General features: G+C 39.9%; 16 protein-coding genes. 7 read left to right on the top strand and 9 right to left on the bottom strand.

Annotation, left to right across the window (positions count from 1 at the left end; translation table 11 throughout):
- Positions 1-42 precede the first annotated feature (42 nt).
- The 4 genes from FG24_RS05270 to FG24_RS05255 are packed head-to-tail and all read right to left on the bottom strand — an operon-like array spanning position 43 to position 3,050.
- On the bottom strand, positions 43-852 hold the full coding sequence (locus FG24_RS05270) for a hypothetical protein (protein ID WP_036301759.1): 810 nt from the start codon (positions 850-852) through the stop codon (positions 43-45).
- Between the two features lie 6 nt (positions 853-858).
- Complete coding sequence (locus tag FG24_RS05265; RefSeq protein WP_036301757.1) at positions 859-1,536, bottom strand: hypothetical protein; 678 nt, start codon at positions 1,534-1,536, stop codon at positions 859-861.
- On the bottom strand, positions 1,536-1,898 hold the full coding sequence (locus FG24_RS05260) for an STAS-like domain-containing protein (protein ID WP_036301756.1): 363 nt from the start codon (positions 1,896-1,898) through the stop codon (positions 1,536-1,538). The genes FG24_RS05265 and FG24_RS05260 overlap by 1 nt, the downstream gene beginning before the upstream one ends.
- Positions 1,899-1,919: 21 nt before the next feature.
- Positions 1,920-3,050 carry a hypothetical protein gene (locus FG24_RS05255; protein ID WP_036301755.1) on the bottom strand — a complete coding sequence of 377 codons (1,131 nt, stop codon included), beginning with the start codon at positions 3,048-3,050 and terminating at the stop codon, positions 1,920-1,922.
- A gap of 190 nt (positions 3,051-3,240) precedes the next feature.
- Between FG24_RS05255 and FG24_RS05250 the strand changes: the two genes are divergently transcribed.
- From FG24_RS05250 to FG24_RS05240, 3 genes are all read left to right on the top strand, one after another.
- The gene (locus FG24_RS05250) at positions 3,241-4,092 is read left to right on the top strand and encodes a hypothetical protein (RefSeq protein ID WP_036301753.1); all 852 of its coding nucleotides are present in this window, start codon (positions 3,241-3,243) and stop codon (positions 4,090-4,092) included.
- Between the two features lie 279 nt (positions 4,093-4,371).
- Complete coding sequence (locus FG24_RS05245) at positions 4,372-5,451, top strand: ParB N-terminal domain-containing protein (RefSeq protein WP_036301751.1); 1,080 nt, start codon at positions 4,372-4,374, stop codon at positions 5,449-5,451.
- A 1-nt stretch (position 5,452) separates the two neighbouring features.
- Positions 5,453-6,370, top strand: a complete 918-nt coding sequence (locus tag FG24_RS05240; RefSeq protein WP_051901441.1) for a hypothetical protein — start codon at positions 5,453-5,455, stop codon at positions 6,368-6,370.
- 37 nt (positions 6,371-6,407) lie between these two features.
- Here FG24_RS05240 and FG24_RS05235 read toward each other — a convergent pair whose 3' ends face one another.
- A complete protein-coding gene (locus FG24_RS05235) occupies positions 6,408-7,358 on the bottom strand; it encodes a DNA cytosine methyltransferase (RefSeq protein WP_036301749.1) in 951 nt (316 codons plus the stop codon).
- Positions 7,359-7,836: 478 nt separating this feature from the next.
- On the opposite strand from FG24_RS05235, the gene cptA reads away from it, so the two are divergent.
- On the top strand, positions 7,837-9,519 hold the full coding sequence (cptA, locus tag FG24_RS05230; protein WP_051901440.1) for a phosphoethanolamine transferase CptA: 1,683 nt from the start codon (positions 7,837-7,839) through the stop codon (positions 9,517-9,519).
- 639 nt (positions 9,520-10,158) lie between these two features.
- Positions 10,159-11,685 carry a porin gene (locus tag FG24_RS05225; protein WP_036303994.1) on the top strand — a complete coding sequence of 509 codons (1,527 nt, stop codon included), beginning with the start codon at positions 10,159-10,161 and terminating at the stop codon, positions 11,683-11,685.
- A 159-nt stretch (positions 11,686-11,844) separates the two neighbouring features.
- Here FG24_RS05225 and FG24_RS05220 read toward each other — a convergent pair whose 3' ends face one another.
- Positions 11,845-12,609, bottom strand: a complete 765-nt coding sequence (locus FG24_RS05220) for a type I restriction enzyme HsdR N-terminal domain-containing protein (RefSeq protein ID WP_036301747.1) — start codon at positions 12,607-12,609, stop codon at positions 11,845-11,847.
- A 324-nt stretch (positions 12,610-12,933) separates the two neighbouring features.
- Here FG24_RS05220 and FG24_RS05215 point away from each other — a divergent pair, with 324 nt between their 5' ends.
- The gene (locus FG24_RS05215; RefSeq protein ID WP_036301745.1) at positions 12,934-13,269 is read left to right on the top strand and encodes a rhodanese-like domain-containing protein; all 336 of its coding nucleotides are present in this window, start codon (positions 12,934-12,936) and stop codon (positions 13,267-13,269) included.
- Between the two features lie 32 nt (positions 13,270-13,301).
- Positions 13,302-13,535 (top strand): sulfurtransferase TusA family protein, encoded by a 234-nt coding sequence (locus tag FG24_RS05210; RefSeq protein ID WP_036301744.1) that lies wholly within the window; start codon positions 13,302-13,304, stop codon positions 13,533-13,535.
- 129 nt (positions 13,536-13,664) lie between these two features.
- Here the strand turns inward: FG24_RS05210 and FG24_RS05205 are convergent, their stop codons facing one another.
- Genes FG24_RS05205 through FG24_RS05195 form a run of 3 tightly spaced genes read right to left on the bottom strand, consistent with a single transcriptional unit; the run spans position 13,665 to position 18,057 of the window.
- A complete protein-coding gene (locus FG24_RS05205) occupies positions 13,665-16,553 on the bottom strand; it encodes a valine--tRNA ligase (protein WP_036301742.1) in 2,889 nt (962 codons plus the stop codon).
- Between the two features lie 33 nt (positions 16,554-16,586).
- Positions 16,587-17,483 (bottom strand): hypothetical protein, encoded by an 897-nt coding sequence (locus tag FG24_RS05200; protein ID WP_036301740.1) that lies wholly within the window; start codon positions 17,481-17,483, stop codon positions 16,587-16,589.
- Between the two features lie 7 nt (positions 17,484-17,490).
- Complete coding sequence (locus FG24_RS05195) at positions 17,491-18,057, bottom strand: LemA family protein (RefSeq protein ID WP_036301738.1); 567 nt, start codon at positions 18,055-18,057, stop codon at positions 17,491-17,493.
- Positions 18,058-18,113 lie beyond the last annotated feature (56 nt).

Below are 18,113 nucleotides of genomic sequence, written 5' to 3'. Positions count from 1 at the left end.
GGATTAGTGCTCGATGACTTTGCTAGTGAAATTAGGGTACTTTTAACTAACAGGTTTTTGTTTCATAAACTGATACGCAAACTGGCGAAGGTTATTAGCAACGTCACCTATATCAGAATCACGATCTTTAGAGGCTATCTTTAATTGCTCAACAAATAGCTTATATAAATCCTCTGCACTTAATGAAGGAGTGTTTATTTCAAGTAAAACTTGCATAATTAAACGTTGTAACTGATACACACGATTTTCGCGTTTGGTGAATTTACCTTGAAAAGCTTTTTTAAGCTTCTTAATGAAGCCTTGATCATCCTCGAGAATAGCCTGACTGACGCGCCTTGAAATGGACTGGCAACCAATAACCGTAGGATCAATTTTTATTGCATTAAATAAAGCTTTATCACCTTCTGCACCGCCTTTTCGGGCAATAGCAACTAGCTCATTTATGTAAAGGCCAAAAGTGAGGAGCGACTTAAAATTTAGGTTTATAGAGTGCGTCACGCCAAGCAGCAAAGGCAATGCCAAACGTGACTCTTCGTCCAGCTCAAAATCAAACCCATCCTCAGATTCAAATGCATCCTGTAATGCAGCAATACCTGCTTGAGGTGGATTGTCTGAAGCAGCCATTTCTTTAACCTTATCAGCTAATCCAAAGACAACAACAAATCGAGCCAAGTGCTCAGGGTAAGATAACTCATACAAATGATGCCACGATGCTGACTCAGATTGAGTGGTGAAAATTTTGTCTCTTTTTTCACGAATCGAAACCTGACCATCTTTTATAATTCCTTCATACGTAGGAATTAAAATAATAAGTTTTAACAGATCGGCAGAAGATAACTTACCGAGATTCATAAGTATTTAACAAAAGACCAATAAGGTCCCCTTCATTTCTGCACATAAAAATGAAACTCGGCTAGCTGTACTTTTCGCTGCCTCTCTATGAATGGATTCAAACTCATCTCCTGTAGTTAAGTCGTATAGTTTTGAGTTAAACTGTTCTAGTTCTTTTTTAATCGAGCCTTGCTTTACATTTACAATTTTCAAATATCGAGAAAGTTGCATCAGCTTTGGCTCACGCTTCTCTTCTACATATTTTACATAGCGAGTAAGTAGTTTAAATTTTGATTTAAGTTTCACTTCATTTTTTATATCTTCCTGACTGTGATCTTTTGTCCAATACTCTACTGCTATCTCTTCAATCTCAGAAATCAAATTGGATATTTTGTTAAATGACTCAGCTTCTTTTTTCTTTTTTTCAGCATGCGCCCAGTGATACCTAGTGAATGAGTATGCAGCAAAAGATCCCAATAGAACTGCAAATATAGGCACATATGGTGTAAACCATTTTATGCTATTTTGATATTGCACAAGACTTAAATTCAGCAACTCTATTGAGTCACGTAACTTTTCATTTACAAGTAGATTTTCCTTAATAGTATCAGCCAAAACTTGGCAACCATTACTTGTTGGCATAAAGTAAAAAAATTCGTAAATATCTGATGACAAATCTGATTTTTCAGAACATATATATGCCATTATGATTTTGTTGGTACATAAGTTTTTGAATTATATTTTGCCGTATTCACGTATTCAATTATCTTACTTTTAAAAAACTCAAAGTCCTCATTCGTATATTTAATTTCAATTTTTCTATGAAATTCTTCTGCTGTAATAAAACCATATTTTACTAAACCAGCGAAACCCTCAGACAAGAATGATGAGCCATAGCTTTCAACTTCATCATCGATAATAATTTCAAGCTTCTCATTTGGTTCAAGACTATCTAATGCTGGCTTCAGAAAGTCTTCTCTAAAAGTCTCACCACTACGGTTACCATCAGACCTAAACCTTCCGATAGGATCAGAAGAAAAGTCTTTTCCTATATTTAATATTTTCATTTTATTGTCCTATAATTTTATTTATACAATCACAGTCCATATGATTAAAGTGCCGCTAACAGGATTATCAAAACGCGAAGTCCTTACCGACTCTGAACCATCTTTAATTTCCAACTCAAACAATCCCTTCAAGCTTAGAATTGATAAAGACCCGTCTCGCCTTTGGCGTGTGAACTCAAGAAGATCTTGCAGCCCCTTACCTCGATCAGGTTCATCTGTACTAGTTCTATCAAGCTGGACAGCAGCCTTCAAAAGAGTTTCATCCCTCTTTCTTTCAAGAATAGGAAAAGTTGATAAATACTCAAGTAATTTTTCTTTAAATTTTGATGCTGGTAGAGATTTAGGTATTCCTATACCTTGGTCATAAAATACTACTTTTAATTCATTATTTGAATTGTCGAATGACGCTGTTAAATACCAATTTTTGTCCCCTTCAGAGTAACCCTGTTCTTTAGGATAAGCATGATGAGATACATTAACTATGGCTTCCGACAATCCACTATGTAAAAACATCCATTTATTGATTTCGTCTCCAATAATGTCTGTAATACTGGTCTTTAATATTCTTGTCTTTTGATCATCACCGCACCGACCTTTAATGTATTTTACGATATGTCTATTTTGTGTAGTTTCATTTTTTAATTTATCAAAATTAACTGGTTTTGTTCTAAAAAGCTCAAAGAATCCAAGATCACGAAAGCTTATAAGGATTTCTGGATCCCAATTGGCTATGCTGGGTCTTAGTCTGTTCCTAATTGCGTCATCCCATTTTGAAAGTTCAGCTGTTAATACCAATGATGCTGATGTTGATATAGACTTCAAATAATCAAAATTCACCATGCCAAGCTTATAGACTTTGTGAGGCACAATTTTATTTTGAGTCAACTTTCGAATTGCATTAAAGTGAAGTGCTGTTGACTCAAGATCATTATTAAAATTTAATCGCTCCGGCAAAACAATTGTTACTTTGTGGCCTTTAACGAATGCGCTCAGCAATCCATCACTTATGTACTTATCAATCCATTTATTTAAACCTGAACCACTTACCTTATTGTAATTATTAGATTTTTTATTTAGCCTAGTTTTTCCTTGCCTGTGTTGTAACCCAATTTTTACGTCAAACTCTCTACGCCATCGTGTAAGCTTTTTCATGAGCTTTTTATCATCCTGATGTGATTCTTATTGTTATTTATGATTAAAAGTAATGATAGCGCAAACTCTGAAGTAACAGCTTTTTGTTTTTGAAAAACTTATTTATTATGACGTAGCCATAATGAATTATAAAAATATGGGCTACCCACTAATATACTGTTGAACTATAAAACGTATTATAGGAAATAAGATGCATCCCTTAGAAGACAACGAGAAAACAACGAAATCCCAAACATACCTAGATAGGCAAGTAAAAGATTTAGCATCTCATATTATTGGAGCTAAAGATGGTCTTGGAAATACAATCACCAAGGTATTCGCAAGCGGAGACGAGTATGTAATTTATGAAGTAGGAGATCTTCCAAAGATTGAGTCACTTAAGGTGAGGATTTATACAAAGATAGAGGATGATCTAACAGCAGTACGTAACTTTCAACAAGTGAAAGACGCTTTTGATCGTATAAAATCCGTGCTTTACAAAACAGGTGCTGACTCATCATTTCAGCACAGAATGGCTGCGGCATTATCACGTGCTATATTAGGTGATATTGAAGATTCAAAAACATTATTTGGTAAGATCGAGTCAGATGCGAATGAAGATTATAAGCATAAGGTAATTGGAAGATTATGCTATTTAGCAGGGGCATTTCTATTAACCTTGATATTAAGCATTTTTGCGATATTAACTTACATTTTCCGAAACTCGGAGCTACTAACTCACAATATAGAAGTTCCAATTATTTTGTATGTAATAGCATTTGGGAGTCTAGGTGGCTTTTTATCAATATCCTATAAAACAAAAGATGTAATTGCCCAGAGGGCAATCAGTTATTGGATGTATTCGGTTTATGGTGCTGAACGTCTTGTTATATCAATAATTGCGGCTATTGCAACATATATACTGATGAAGTCTGGGATTATATTCACTTCTTTTGCAGAGGCAAAAAATGGATTGTATTTCATATTGTCCATGTGCTTTGTATCAGGCTTCAGCGAAACCCTCATACCAACATATATGGGAAAATTAGAACAAAATGCTTAATCCTTTTGAAATAACGTGACAATTTTGTCACGATTTAGCGAGCCTAAGTGAGTGAGGACGGGCCTAAAACAATATATTAATGATGATTTTTAAAGTTGAAAATCCGCGTGTCGCCAGTTCGATTCTGGCCCCGGCCACCATCTAAATTAAGCTCACTTTTAAGTGGGCTTTTTTGTTTTCTGAGCTAATTAAGCACTTAACTGAATTTAAATGTCGAAGGCTAGCTATAAATATTGCATAATTAGCGTTAGCTAAATCTTTATTGATATAGGAATAGCAATGGCCAATGTAGAAGTAGTAATGATAAAAACAGAAGAGATTGATTTTGATCCTGAAAATCCTCGCTTCTATCGCCTTAATAAGTCCCAATCTGAGGATGCCGTTATTGAGGAAATGCTAGATGACGAAGGCGCTCAGGATCTAATGCTCTCAATTGGTCAAAAAGGTTACTTCCCTGGCGAACCATTACTTGTTATCAAAGAACAGAGTGGTCGATATACAGTAATAGAAGGTAACAGACGTTTAGCCGCTGTAAAACTTTTGAATGGGCAAGTTCTTCCTCCTACAAGAAGAAAAACAAGTATAGCTACCATTATTACTGAAGCTATTGAAAAACCACCTTTTGAACTTCCTTGTTTAGTTTATAAAACGCGTAAAGAAATACTCAGATACCTTGGCTATCGCCATATTACTGGCATTAAAGAATGGGATTCACTCTCTAAAGCTAAATATCTAGCCCAACTCCGAGATGAATTTTACAACGGTGTAGAGCAACAAAAACAATTGAAAGCCCTAGCAAAGGATATTGGTAGCAAACCTGGATATGTGGGTCAGTTGTTAACGGGCTTAGCAATCTACCTTCGCGCAGAAGATTCAAAGTTTTTTGGATTGAATTTAGAGCCAAAAGATATCGAATTCACATATATAACTACTGCATTAGGTTATAAAAAAATACATGAATGGCTTGGACTTCAAGGCAGCACTGATATAGAAATAGCGGGGCTTGTAGAAGAAAATCTTAAATTTGCTTATGCCTGGATGTTTATTAAAGATCAACAAGGTCAGACAATACTTGGAGAAACACGTAAGCTGGATGAATTAGCCGCTGTGGTGGCAAGCGATGACGCTAGGACTGTTTTAATGGAAACAGGTAATCTTGCTGAGGCATATCTGTACACCGAGGGGCCGCAAGCCTCACTTGAAAACGCATTAGATTCAGCAATTAAAAATGTGAAGGTTGTGTGGAGTATGATACTCAAAATCTCACCTTTAACAACAAGCCATCAAGCATTGGCGGAAAAGCTTTTTGAGGATGTTAAGTCTATTCGTAACGTTATCCGCGATAAATTAGAAGATTGATATGCTCACAAGGTTAGATACCCCTCCTAAAGGCGCTGATTCTTTTATTTGGACTGACTTTGTTGAACTCAGAGCGCTAATTCACCCTGATAAGTGTTTTTCTAGAGGTGACTTAGCAGGTATTGAGCATCGACACAGGGATTTGACCGGTCATGGATTCAATGTAGAGACCCGATGGAAACAATTAGCTGACTTCGCCTTTATACGTCAAATTGAATTTGATGATAGCTATCCTTTTGAAGTAAGCGATGATGGAGACACAATAGTCTGCAATTTTGATGCAAGTCAAAAGCAGCTAGCGTACATAACCTTACTAATAGCTTCCTGTATGAGAAACATTGAGAGTGCTAGGCAAGGTGATTTCGCACGCTTATTTGAGTTAACTTGTTTTCAAGTGTTTAGTAAATTGATGCCTGAAGGAAGCGAGATTCGGGCTACCTGGGCGAATGGGGGCCCAGAGGCTCCTTACATAGGTACTTTATATGACAAAATGCAGGCTATTGCTAAAGATTTAAGATGTACTCCAAATTTCAAAGCTCGTGATTTCAGAACTAATGACAGAGGCGATGGTGGAATAGACTTAATTGCTTGGCATCCGATGACGGACAATAGACCAGGCATGCCTATATCTTTTGCTCAATGTGGTTGCTCTAAAGATGAATGGACATTTAAACAGCTAGAAGCATCACCCGCGAAACACTACTCTCACTTACCCGTAATGCATCCATGGGCAACTTATTACTTTTTACCACTAGATCTCCGTCATACAGATGATGGATGGGCGGCAGAAAGCGATATTGGTCAAGCAATTATTGTTGATCGACTAAGGATGACTAGACTATTAGAGCAATACAATTTGTTTGCAAGCCTACCTGCCATGCCATGTGTTCAGGAGACAATTGACTACATCTATAGTTGACTTTATTTTTAGCGAATTCAACTGACATTTTTAAAACTTAATCCCAAATCGCAGGCAGCGCCTTTGCTACAGCCTCAAATAATGGAGGCGGAACAGCGTTACCAACTACCTTGTATTTCATGCTTAAGCTTGAATTTAGTGTTTCAGGAAATATAAAATCTTTTGAAAAGCCTTGCAAGCGAGCAGCTTCACGATAACTAAAGCGTCTTGCCTTATCTTCTGTAGTAAAAGCCCACTTATCATCACCAAGTTTAGTCATTATTGGACTAACAGGATGCAGAGGCATGTGCCTTGGATTACTAACAATAGTCTTTGAAGGTTCTGACCAATCTCTTCTGCGATCTCTAGACATGTAATACCAGTGAAAATCGTAGTCGTAAAACTCGCCTTCGGGCCACAGCGGAAGGTCACCAATTGCATCTTTAATAGTTACGTATGCATCTAGGTCTGGACCATGAGTAATTTCTGGGAATTGGTAAGTTAGCCCGAAATCACTACGTATGCCAACTATAAAAATTCTTTTACGCTCTTGTGCAACGCCATAGTGAGCTGCATTTAATACCTTGTATTTAACATCATACCCTGCATCAGAAAATATTTTCAATTGATGATCTAATAAGTGCTTGTAATTTGATCGCACCATACCAGACACATTTTCCACAATGAAAGCTTTGGGCTTGATTGCATTTAGTGCCCTCGCGAACTCTAGATACAGATAGTTAATAGTGCTATCTGCTTTACGCAGCCCTCCCTGTGAAAAACCTTGACATGGATAACATCCTACAAGTAGGTCGGATTTTGGAAAAGCTTCAATATCTGCGACAGACCCTAGGATATAGTGTGTTTCTGGATGATTTGCCACATAAGTATCTTTGGCGTATGGAATGATGTCATTTGCCATTAAGACGTTGAAGCCCGCTTTAATGACGCCAGCATCTGAGCCGCCACATCCTGTAAATAGTGAAACTGCTGTTGGTTTTATGATCATATATAAAATTATAACGGGTAATTAGAAATATGGTCACACAATCAAAATGTGATTGAAGGAAAAGTATAATTAAACTATAAAGTGCACAAGTAATTTCCATAAGATTTCTGAATTGTGCTCAGCTTTTCAACTCCATCCATTTACGAGCGATCAAGACCAAGCCATTGCAACTAAGGCCTCTTGAGATATCTCTGGACTTCATCTGCATTGATAGACGTTTCTTAGTTTCTATGTTGTAACACTTCAAATTCCTTCTAGCACTACATCACCACCATCAGTCCGCAAGTTTTGTATGGTGTTATCTGCATGTTTTGCAGATTATCAAATCCCCATTTGACAAAATTCTAATTAAAAAAATTATATCCTTTTGATTCTATTGTAATTTTATAACAAATATAAATATGGTACGTAAATTGCGATCAGTGTGAAGAATGTTTTTCGACGACAACTTCAATCACACTTAGAAAGCAAACCTCTTTTGAATACAACAAATCCAAAAGCCTCTATTTGGCCTCATGTTGCTTGGACATATCTACTTTTTTGGTACTTAACCAGTACCACTCAGCTTTTACTCTCCACTTTTGGTATTACTTCTTTTGAGGGATTAAAAGACACGACCCTAACTGCTGTGTTCTGGCTGATTCCGATACTCTTACTGCCAAAACATACCAAAAAAGTGAGTGCCATTCTGGGGGTTGCTATTTGGTTGTTTGCGTTGCCTGCTTTCGGATATTTTCTAATTTATAAACAAGAGCTTTCACAAAGTTTGATTTTTATTATTTTTGAATCCAATAAGGCCGAATCATCAGAATATCTTCTGAACTACTTTACATTCCCAATTTTATTTAAATTCATCATTTTCTCGATTATTCCTATATTCATATGGAAGAGAATCCCTAATCATTTAGCGATATCAAATAAAAAAGGTTACGTTTTTGCACTCATCATATTGATGCTATTTATCGCGCATCCGATTAAAAAAGCGGTGATGGTTGGCAAGGCCAGTGTTGCTTACAAAAATTTAAACAAACACCTAGTATCGGCTCCGCCATGGCAGCTGATTTTAGGTTACTCAAACTATCAAAGAGAGTTAAAAGAGGTTGAATCATTCTTAATGAAATTCAACCAAACACCACCTTTAGATAACTTTTCAGAACTTAAAAAACCATCGCCTACTACGGTAGTGATTGTGATTGGTGAATCATCAACACGCTTGCATTTTGGCCTGTATGGCTACCATCGGGATACCAACCCAAAGCTTAGCGCAATCAAGGACGAGCTATCTGTGTTTAAGCACGTTTATGCTTCAAGACCTAACACCATAGAAAGCCTAGAACAGGTACTAAGCTTTGCTGACCAAACAAATCCTGATTTATATAAAACTAAGCCCACATTAATTGCAATGATGAAACAAGCCGGCTACAAAACATTCTGGATTAGTAATCAGCAAACATTAACGGCAAGAAATACCATCTTAACTACATTTGCAAAACAAACAGATAAGCAAATATGGCTCAATAATGCCCGCGCGCAGAATTCCTATAGTTTTGATGAAAAAGTACTTGAGCCATTCAGTGAGACACTCAAAGATAATGCCGAGAAGAAGTTAATTATTGTGCATTTAATCGGCACACATATGTCTTACAAATACCGCTACCCTAAATCGTTTGATTATTTTAAAGATAGCAAAAATTTATACGCTGGGCTGTCTGAAGATAAAATCCAAAAGATTAATGAATATGACAATGCAGTTCGTTATAACGACAGTATTGTGTACGACCTGATTCAAAGATTAAAATCAACCAATCAGCACAGTATGCTTACTTACTTCTCCGATCATGGTGATGATGTTTACGACTCTAACAATCATGAGTTTCAAGGCAGAAACGAATATTCACCAACCTTGCCTATGTACGCCGTTCCATTTATCACTTGGTCGTCTAAAGACTGGTTTACCAACGACCTACTTAAAAACTCTGCGACTTTGGATAGGCAATATAGCAATGCAGACTTTATTTACACTTGGTCTCAATTGATGGGAATAACTTACAAGGGCTTTGATCAAGCAAAGAGTATTGTCTCTAATAAGTTTAAAGACTACCCAATCATCGTTGGAAATCCTTATGATGCAAAATCACTCAAAAAACTTGAAATAAATTAGCGCTCGTCCATTTTTTGCGTGATTGCAAATGACAGTACTTTTAAAGCCCACGCTAATGTGTGGCTTTTTCTTTGCAGTGACAGCTCATGATGCACTCAAATAAGTGCTAAATAAAGCAATAGCCCAGACAAAGCCACATCCACAATTTGTGTGGATAACTTTGTGGGTGCGATGGGGATAGCGCGTGTAAGTCACTGGCGGATATATCAAACGGCTAATCGTAGAAGTTTTGAGCAATAAGCTTACATGAGGTTAATCGCTAAATATTATTAACAGCCCCACCTTGCAACACGTTTATTTAATCATGCCAACTCTTAATATAGGCTTGATTGCTTCATTCCAATTGAAAACCGCATATTTGCGACTTAATGCTGGCCGCATTTCAACATCACGCCCAACCCAACTTAATCTTAAGTATGTTCTTGCACTTGGATTTGTCACATTACTGTCATAATATTGTAATATTAGGCGCACTTATCAAACAAAACTCAAAGTAACGCAGCCCCTTTAGTTGATATTGTGCGAGCAGTTTTAATCAACTGCATCGAGCAGACGCATATAGGCGCCTTAGCCTCTCTCTTTAGAATGCCATCAACAACTTTTGACAACTTCTTTAACAACAACTTTTATGGTGATTACATGAATATAACCAGAATGCCAATTGCCTTGCTAGCTATGATGAGTGCATCATGGTTCAACCCTGCATTCGCTTTAGATTTGTATGTCGACACTAATACGCAACAGATTTACGCTGCACCAGGTGACAATCGCGTCAAATTAGGGTCTTTTGAGAAAAAAGAAGAGATCGACCAATTAAAGGCAACGCTAAAAGCAGAAATTGAAGCAGAGCTTAAATCAAAACAACGCACTCAAGCAGATAAGCAGGCGCCCACCACAAAAGTAAGCAATAGCTTAGATGCAGATTCGACAAATACAGATTTGAGCGATGACGTTGCCATAACACCAGCCCAACCAAAAGAGAAAAAGGGCTACACCCCAGCTAATCTCAGCTACGGGAAAAATGGTTTCGAGTTTAGAACGGATGATGATAAGTTCTCACTCGCAATTCAAAATAGAGTACAAGCACGCTTTGCAGAGCCGTTTGATGGCGACCCGCGCACACTGGCGGACTTAGATAAAGACGAAAAGTCATTCATGATTCGTCGGGCGCGCACCAAGCTTAATGGGCATGCATACGTCCCTTGGTTAAAATATTACCTGCAATACGATTGGTCTCAACCTGTACTGAGAGATTTGAACTTAACTGTAGACAAATACAAATGGGCTCAAGTACGAGTTGGCCGCGGCAAGGTCTCTTACAATAATGAACGGATTACTTCATCTGGTAGCCAACAATTTGTTAACCGCTCTATTGTTAATGACATCTTCACGGTTGACCGTCAACAAGGTATTGAAGTGAAAGGGAATTTGTTTCCAGGTGCTTGGTATGACATGATTTACTATGCTGGTGCATTTACAGGGCTAGGCGTAGGTGAGAGAAATAATGACGATGGCAACATCATGTACTCTGGCAGATTGCAGTGGAATGCACTGGGTGGCGAAATGAAGTTTAGCCAATCTGATATCGAGCGTCATGAGCAACCCGCATTAAACATCTCTGTGGCAGCCAATTCAAATCGAAGCAAATGTACAGCCTTTGAAACAGATAGCAGGAGCTGTAGAAACCTAACGGATTTGATTACGCCAACTAAAAATAGGTATAGAGATCCCTCTAAAGCTTTTGCTGATGGTGGCGCAAAGTCTGGCCAATACGAAATCAGCCAAATGATGGAAGAAGTGCATTTCAAATGGAATGGCTTTTCTTTCTTGCATGAATTGCATGCGAAAAGAATTAAAGACACTCTCAATAACGATGAAGAAACAAAATTACTTGGTGGCTTTGTTCAAGCGGGCTATTTCCCACATCGTCAAATAGCTTTTATCCCGGAAAACCTTGAGCTAGCTGGGCGATACGCTTTTGTAGACATGGATACTGACCGTGACCATGATAAGCAGACCGAACTAAGTGCTGTGATTAACTACTTTTTGGAAGGTCACTTCAACAAACTAAGCTTGCAACTAAGCCGGCTCAGTGTAGAAGACCCGATTAAGCTAGAAAAAGATGATGAAACTAGAGTTTGGGCGCAGTGGGACTTTTCTTTCTAACACCCTCACCAATTCCGCACGTAAAAATAGCGCCTATTGGGCGCTATTTTTCGTAGTCTAAAAACTAATTGTGGCTAAGTCTGTCAATTGCTAAGAGATTGATGGTGTTTGAAAGTCACTTGCGTGGATAGCAAACAAGAGCAAGCAGATCACAGAACTCTATTGGTCTGACACTTTGGACTTCAGCTTTGCTGACTGCTTTGCGGCCTTCTTAATTGCATCCGCTGCTGCCCTTGCCTCATCACTGTCAACTAACTCACGCTTTAGTACATCATTTTGTATCGCATTACGTAAAAACTCATCTTCAACCTTTAAGGTTGGACTGATTTTTTTCAACTCTTTTTTCAGCGCCAAAAGCATATTATCTGTTGTAAGTAGTGCTGCTAAAGAAAACTTACTAGTTGCCTGTTGCTGCTGAAAGAAAGCTGTCATAGAACTTTGTGTAAATCCTTCTCGACTTAGCGTACCAAAGCATTCAATCAGTTGCTGGTTTTTGGGGGACGTTTTTATTAAATCAACTTCAAAGATAAGTGATTTATCTATTGGTTGTTTAAAGTAAATTTTATAGACTTGCCAAACAGCACCATTAGTTAATACAACCCATTCAATACCATGATTCGCACCATAATCAATAGCTTGTTTAATATGGTTATCTTTAAGCTCCACGTTAATGGCTTTTGCTTCAAGCAAAAATCTAACATCTTCACCTACCTTAACAGCCAAATCTACATAGGTTCCACGTATTGCAAACTCAGTTGTAATTTCAGTATACTTTTTATACCCAAGTAGCTCAGCAAGCATATCAGCCAATATTACTACTGTATCAGACTCGCTAATATCTCTATTCTTCGCCTCAGCAAGTATGGTTTGAAAGCGCTTTAGATTATTGACTATGCGATCTACTACCTTTTTTGGTATTGCCATACTTCCCCCTATTTTCTACGAAAATAACAAGCAGCTAGAGCATAACGCAGTTTGTATCATTTTGTAAAATTAGGTACCTATAATTCCAAATATTAAAATCTTGTTTTTTAAAACCTTAAGTTCTGCTTTGTATGCATATTATGATTTATTCAATAATATTTAAGCTTTGTACTTTATAAGTTATTTTTTGTATTACCATATGGTAGTCATAAGAAAATCAGTTTGTGTGACATGCCAGTTGTGTCTAGTGTTGCTGACAATTAATCGCAAACAAAGGATTATTTTTGGCTCCCTCTTATTTATTAGTTACTTCAGGTTTATTTAATGAGCACATACAACGAAATCGACGCCCATGACTTATCGGTCATGCTGACCACACAATCTCTGTTATTAGTGGATGTACGCAATGACGACGAAGTGGCACGTGGTGTGATTCAAAATGCAATACACATCCCACTCGCGATGCTGCCAGTGCAGTATGAGTCACTCACCAAAGCAGACAGCGTTGTATTTTACTGCCACAGTGGCGTGCGCTCTGCTCACGCGGCAGCCTTTGCGGCAAGTAAGGGCTGTAAGCATGTATATAACTTAGCTGGTGGCGTATTAGCTTGGGCTAGAGCGGGCTATCCGTTTGTTCAAATCAACACACCATCTAAATAAAAACACTATCCAAGCAACACAGGAAAACTAACATGGATTTTGACAAAGTAGTCGATGCAACAGGCTTAAATTGCCCTTTGCCAATTTTGCGTTGCAAAAAGGGGTTAAGCGACATGGCTGCGTCTCAAGTATTAAAAATAATCTCTACCGACCCAGGCTCAGTGAAAGACTTTAATGCCTTTTGCGTACAAACAGGACATGAGCTTTTATTATTAGAAGAAGACGAAACCGCATTTACGTTTTATATTAAAAAACGTGCGAGCTAATGAATGTTAGTTTAGGTGATAGTTTGAGTTTCACCTAAATACGAATCATGCAGCGACACCAGCAGTATCAAAAAAAATAGCTAGCCCATGGGCTAGCTATTTTTACGACTTGTGACCTAAAGCCTAAAGTTACTTAAGCTTTGCCAACTGACTGACCAACTTATCTAGGTTTGCACTAAAGTCAGCCACACGTGCTTTCTCTTGCTCTACCACCGCAACCGGCGCTCTTGCCACAAAACTTTCGTTATTGAGTTTTGCGTTTGCTTTGTTGATTTCGTTTTCTAAGCGTGCGATTTCTTTACTTAGACGCTCTTTCTCCGCCGCGACATCAATCTCAACTTTAAGCATCAGTTTAAAATCATTCACCAACATCACCGGCGCATCAGCTTCTGGCAACTCAGCAACAATCGCTACATCTTCCAGCTTAGCTAATGCTTTTAGGTAAGGTGCGTAGGCAGCTAATGCTTCTGCATCACCCGCAGCAAACAGTGGCACCCGCGCGGCTGGGGAAATACCCATTTCGCCACGTAGACTACGGCATGCATCAACAGCTTGTTTCAGCTGCGCCACCCAAGCCTCTGAGGCTTCGTCCAATTTATCCGCCTGCGCTTTTGGATAAGTTTCCAACATAATGCTGGCGCCATGTTTTTCTGTCATCGGCGCAATTGTTTGCCAAATCTCTTCGGTAATAAATGGCATGATAGGGTGCGCTAAGCGCAAGATGGTTTCCAATACACGTAACAAAGTACGACGTGTGCCGATTTTTTCTGCCTCATTGCCATTTTGTATCTGTACTTTGGCTAGCTCTAAATACCAATCGCAGTATTCATCCCACACAAACTCATAAATCGCTTTTGCGGCCAAATCGAAACGGTAGTCTTCAAACGCGCGCTCAACCTCAGCTTCTGTGCGTTGCAATATGCTCACAATCCAACGGTCAGCTGATGAGAACACACGACCGCCTTCTACGCAACTACCAAGGCCAAAGCCATTGTCCTGACCTTCTGTATTCATCAGCACGAAACGCGTTGCATTCCACAATTTATTGCAGAAGTTACGGTAGCCATCACAGCGTTGTAAATCAAACTTAATGTCACGGCCTGGGCTGGCTAATGCGGCAAAGGTGAATCGCAGCGCATCGGTACCATAGGCGTTAATACCTTCTGGAAACTCCTTACGTGTGCGCTTCTCGATTTTCTCGGCATCTTTTGGATTCATCAAACCGGTGGTGCGTTTTTTAATCAGCTCATCCAGACCAATACCGTCAATCAAATCGATTGGGTCTAACACGTTGCCTTTAGATTTACTCATCTTCTGGCCTTCAGCATCGCGAATCAAGCCGTGTACATACACATGCTTGAACGGAATCTTGCCAGTGATATGCGTGGTCATCATCACCATACGCGCTACCCAGAAGAAAATAATATCGAAACCTGTCACCAACACTGAGGATGGCAAGTACTGCTGTAAAGCAACATTGGCAGCATCTTGCGCTTCGTCACCAGTCCAGTCTAAGGTTGAGAATGGCCATAATGCTGATGAGTACCATGTATCTAGCACATCATCGTCGCGTTTTAAGTTGCCTGTATAGCCATCTTTTGCCGCAAGTGCTTTGGCTTCTGCTTCATCATGCGCCACATAGACTTTGCCGTCATCAGAATACCAAGCCGGGATTTGATGCCCCCACCATAACTGGCGAGAAATACACCAGTCTTGAATGTTATTTAACCATTGATTATAAGTGTTTACCCAGTTTTCAGGATAGAACTTGATTTCGCCACTGGCAACAACGTCCAATGCTTTTTGCGTAATCGATTTACCATCAGCCGCAGGCTTGCTCATGGCAACGAACCATTGGTCGGTAAGCATAGGCTCAATCACCACATTGGTACGGTCGCCACGCGGTACTTTTAGTTTATGTTTCTCTGCCTTGACCAAGTAGCCTTGCGCTTCTAAGTCTGCTACCACCTGTTTACGTGCAGCAAAACGCTCCAACCCAATCAGGTTGGCTGGCATCTCAATAGCTTGCTTGCTAGAGCCGTCTGCCGCCCACACTTCAGCTGCTGCTGGCACAAAGCCTTGTAAATTAAGAATAGCAATTTTATCCAAGCCCTGACGTTGGCCGACCATATTGTCGTTAAAGTCATGCGCAGGCGTCACTTTCACTACACCGGTACCGAATTCTAAATCTACATAGTCATCGGCAATAATCGGAATTTCACGGTTGCATAATGGCAACTGTACAGTTTTACCAATCAAGTGTTTATAACGCGCATCTTCCGGATGCACCATCACCGCTACGTCACCCAGCATAGTTTCTGGACGTGTGGTTGCAACAGTCAACATGCCTGAACCATCTACAAGCGGATAGTTGATGTGCCACATAAAGCCGTCTTCTTCTTCCTGCACCACTTCTAAGTCAGATACCGCAGTGCCTAGCTTCACATCCCAGTTCACCAGACGCTTGCCGCGGTAAATCAGGCCTTCGTTATAAAGCTGCACAAACGTCTTTGTGACTGTTATGTTGAGGCCTTCATCCATGGTGAAGCGCTCACGACTCCAGTCCGGGGAGGTGCCTAAGCGGCGCATTTGTTTAGTGATGGTACCGCCTGAGTATTCTTTCCATTCCCACACTTTTTCAAGAAATTTTTCACGCCCTAAGTCATGGCGCGATACGCCTTGTGCATCTAATTGGCGTTCCACCACGATTTGGGTAGCAATACCGGCATGGTCAGTGCCTGGCTGCCACAAAGTATTATCACCGCGCATGCGGTGATAACGGGTTAATGCATCCATTAACGTCTGGTTAAAGCCGTGCCCCATGTGGAGCGTGCCTGTCACGTTTGGTGGAGGCAATAAAATACAGAAGTTATCTTGCTTAGCAGTATCTAAACCAGCCGCATAGTAGCCCTTCCCCTCCCAGAATTCATACCATTTACTTTCAATGGTTTTCGGGTCGAATGATTTTGCTAACTCTTTATTTTCTTGCATCTTTTGTGGGGTGTTGTCAGTTGTCATAACCTGACATTTTATCACAGGGCAAACCTGCTGTTATAGCGCCAGATAGCTTGCGAGAAAAGAAAGTAAAATAGCCACAAGAAATATTGAAAAGTGCACAATTGACCAATGACCGTAACGCTGCCTGAGTGCCTGTGGCGTGATGCCAGAGATCACAAATAAGCGTTGATTTTTAGGTTTTGCAATTAGATGCCGCTCGCCCTTTAGTAATTGCGCCTGTTTAAGCTTTATTTCAGAACTAGCCTGCTCACGCGCTAGCGCCCACTCATGCATATCGATCTCACCATCTCGGTTGAGGTCAAATCGCAGTAAAAGTCTGGATTTAGATTGCTTCCATTGCGAAAGTAGCTTGCCAACCTCGCGGTTGATTTCGGCCTCGGTATGGGCTTGCGTACTGGTGTCTAAATCACCCAACACATAAATAGACTTATCCGCAAACAACACATCTTCAATATAGCGATGCCCATTTTGTGTAATGACATGGCGACTAGCTGCGTAAACATCAGCACCTTTCGGGTCAACCACACACACGCCAGACTCATCATGCAGCTCAAATACCTGCTCGCTAACTTGGTAATCCTCTAAACGCCACATGTAATTGCTATCACGCGCGTACACCCACAACCGAAACCAAACACAAGGCACACCTTGTATCGGGCTGCGCATAGGGGTTATATGTTTGGATTTTCCGAATAACTCAACATAACCTTGGGCAGCCGATGCAATCGTTGAGATGGGCACTTCAGATATCGCAAGCAGCCGTTTGTAGTTAAATGCCCAGGCAAATATAGCCACCAACGCACTTAACCCAAACAACATGGGGAGCTGGTGAGCCTGACGGTCGTGATAATCTAAATATACACCCGCCAGTACTAGACCAATACAAACACATAACGCTAGCGGATTTAAATAATAACTACGAAACTGCACACACTACCTATAGCTTTGCATTAAAGCGCTGACCAACCTCAACATCTGTCAATTCGGCCGAGGAGAACTTAAGTAGCTGTTCTTTTACAAAACCAAATAGTCTCGCCACAATTAAATCTGGAAACTGCTGAACACGGACATTGTTAATGTAAACGCTATCGTTATAAAACTCGCGCCGATCCGCAATTTGATTTTCAAGCCCGGTGATACGGGTTTGTAACATGAGAAAGTTTTGGTTCGATTTAAGCTCAGGATAATTTTCAGCCACCGCAAAAAGGCCACCCAAACCAACGCGCAGCGCACTCTCTGCCTGCCCCAATGCCGCAACATCGTGATGGTCGCGCGCGTCATTGACTTGGGTGCGTGCCTGAATGACTTTCTCAAGCGTTGCCTGCTCATGCTGCATATACTGCTTACAAGTATCAATCAGCTTAGGCAACTCATCGTGCCGCTGCTTTAGCAACACATTGATATTGGACCATGCTTTTTCAACGTTATTTTTAACACTGACCAAGCTGTTATACGTAATCACAAAATACAACACCACTACAGCAATCACTATCCACGTTAACATCGTATCCCCTTATTTTTATTTATATGGCCTACATGATGAGGGATAGTATCACTGAC

Source organism: Methylotenera sp. L2L1, assembly GCF_000744605.1.
Lineage (GTDB): Bacteria > Pseudomonadota > Gammaproteobacteria > Burkholderiales > Methylophilaceae > Methylotenera.
The sequence above is the reverse complement of the archived record's forward strand: the minus strand, read 5'-3'. Positions and strand labels throughout refer to the sequence as shown.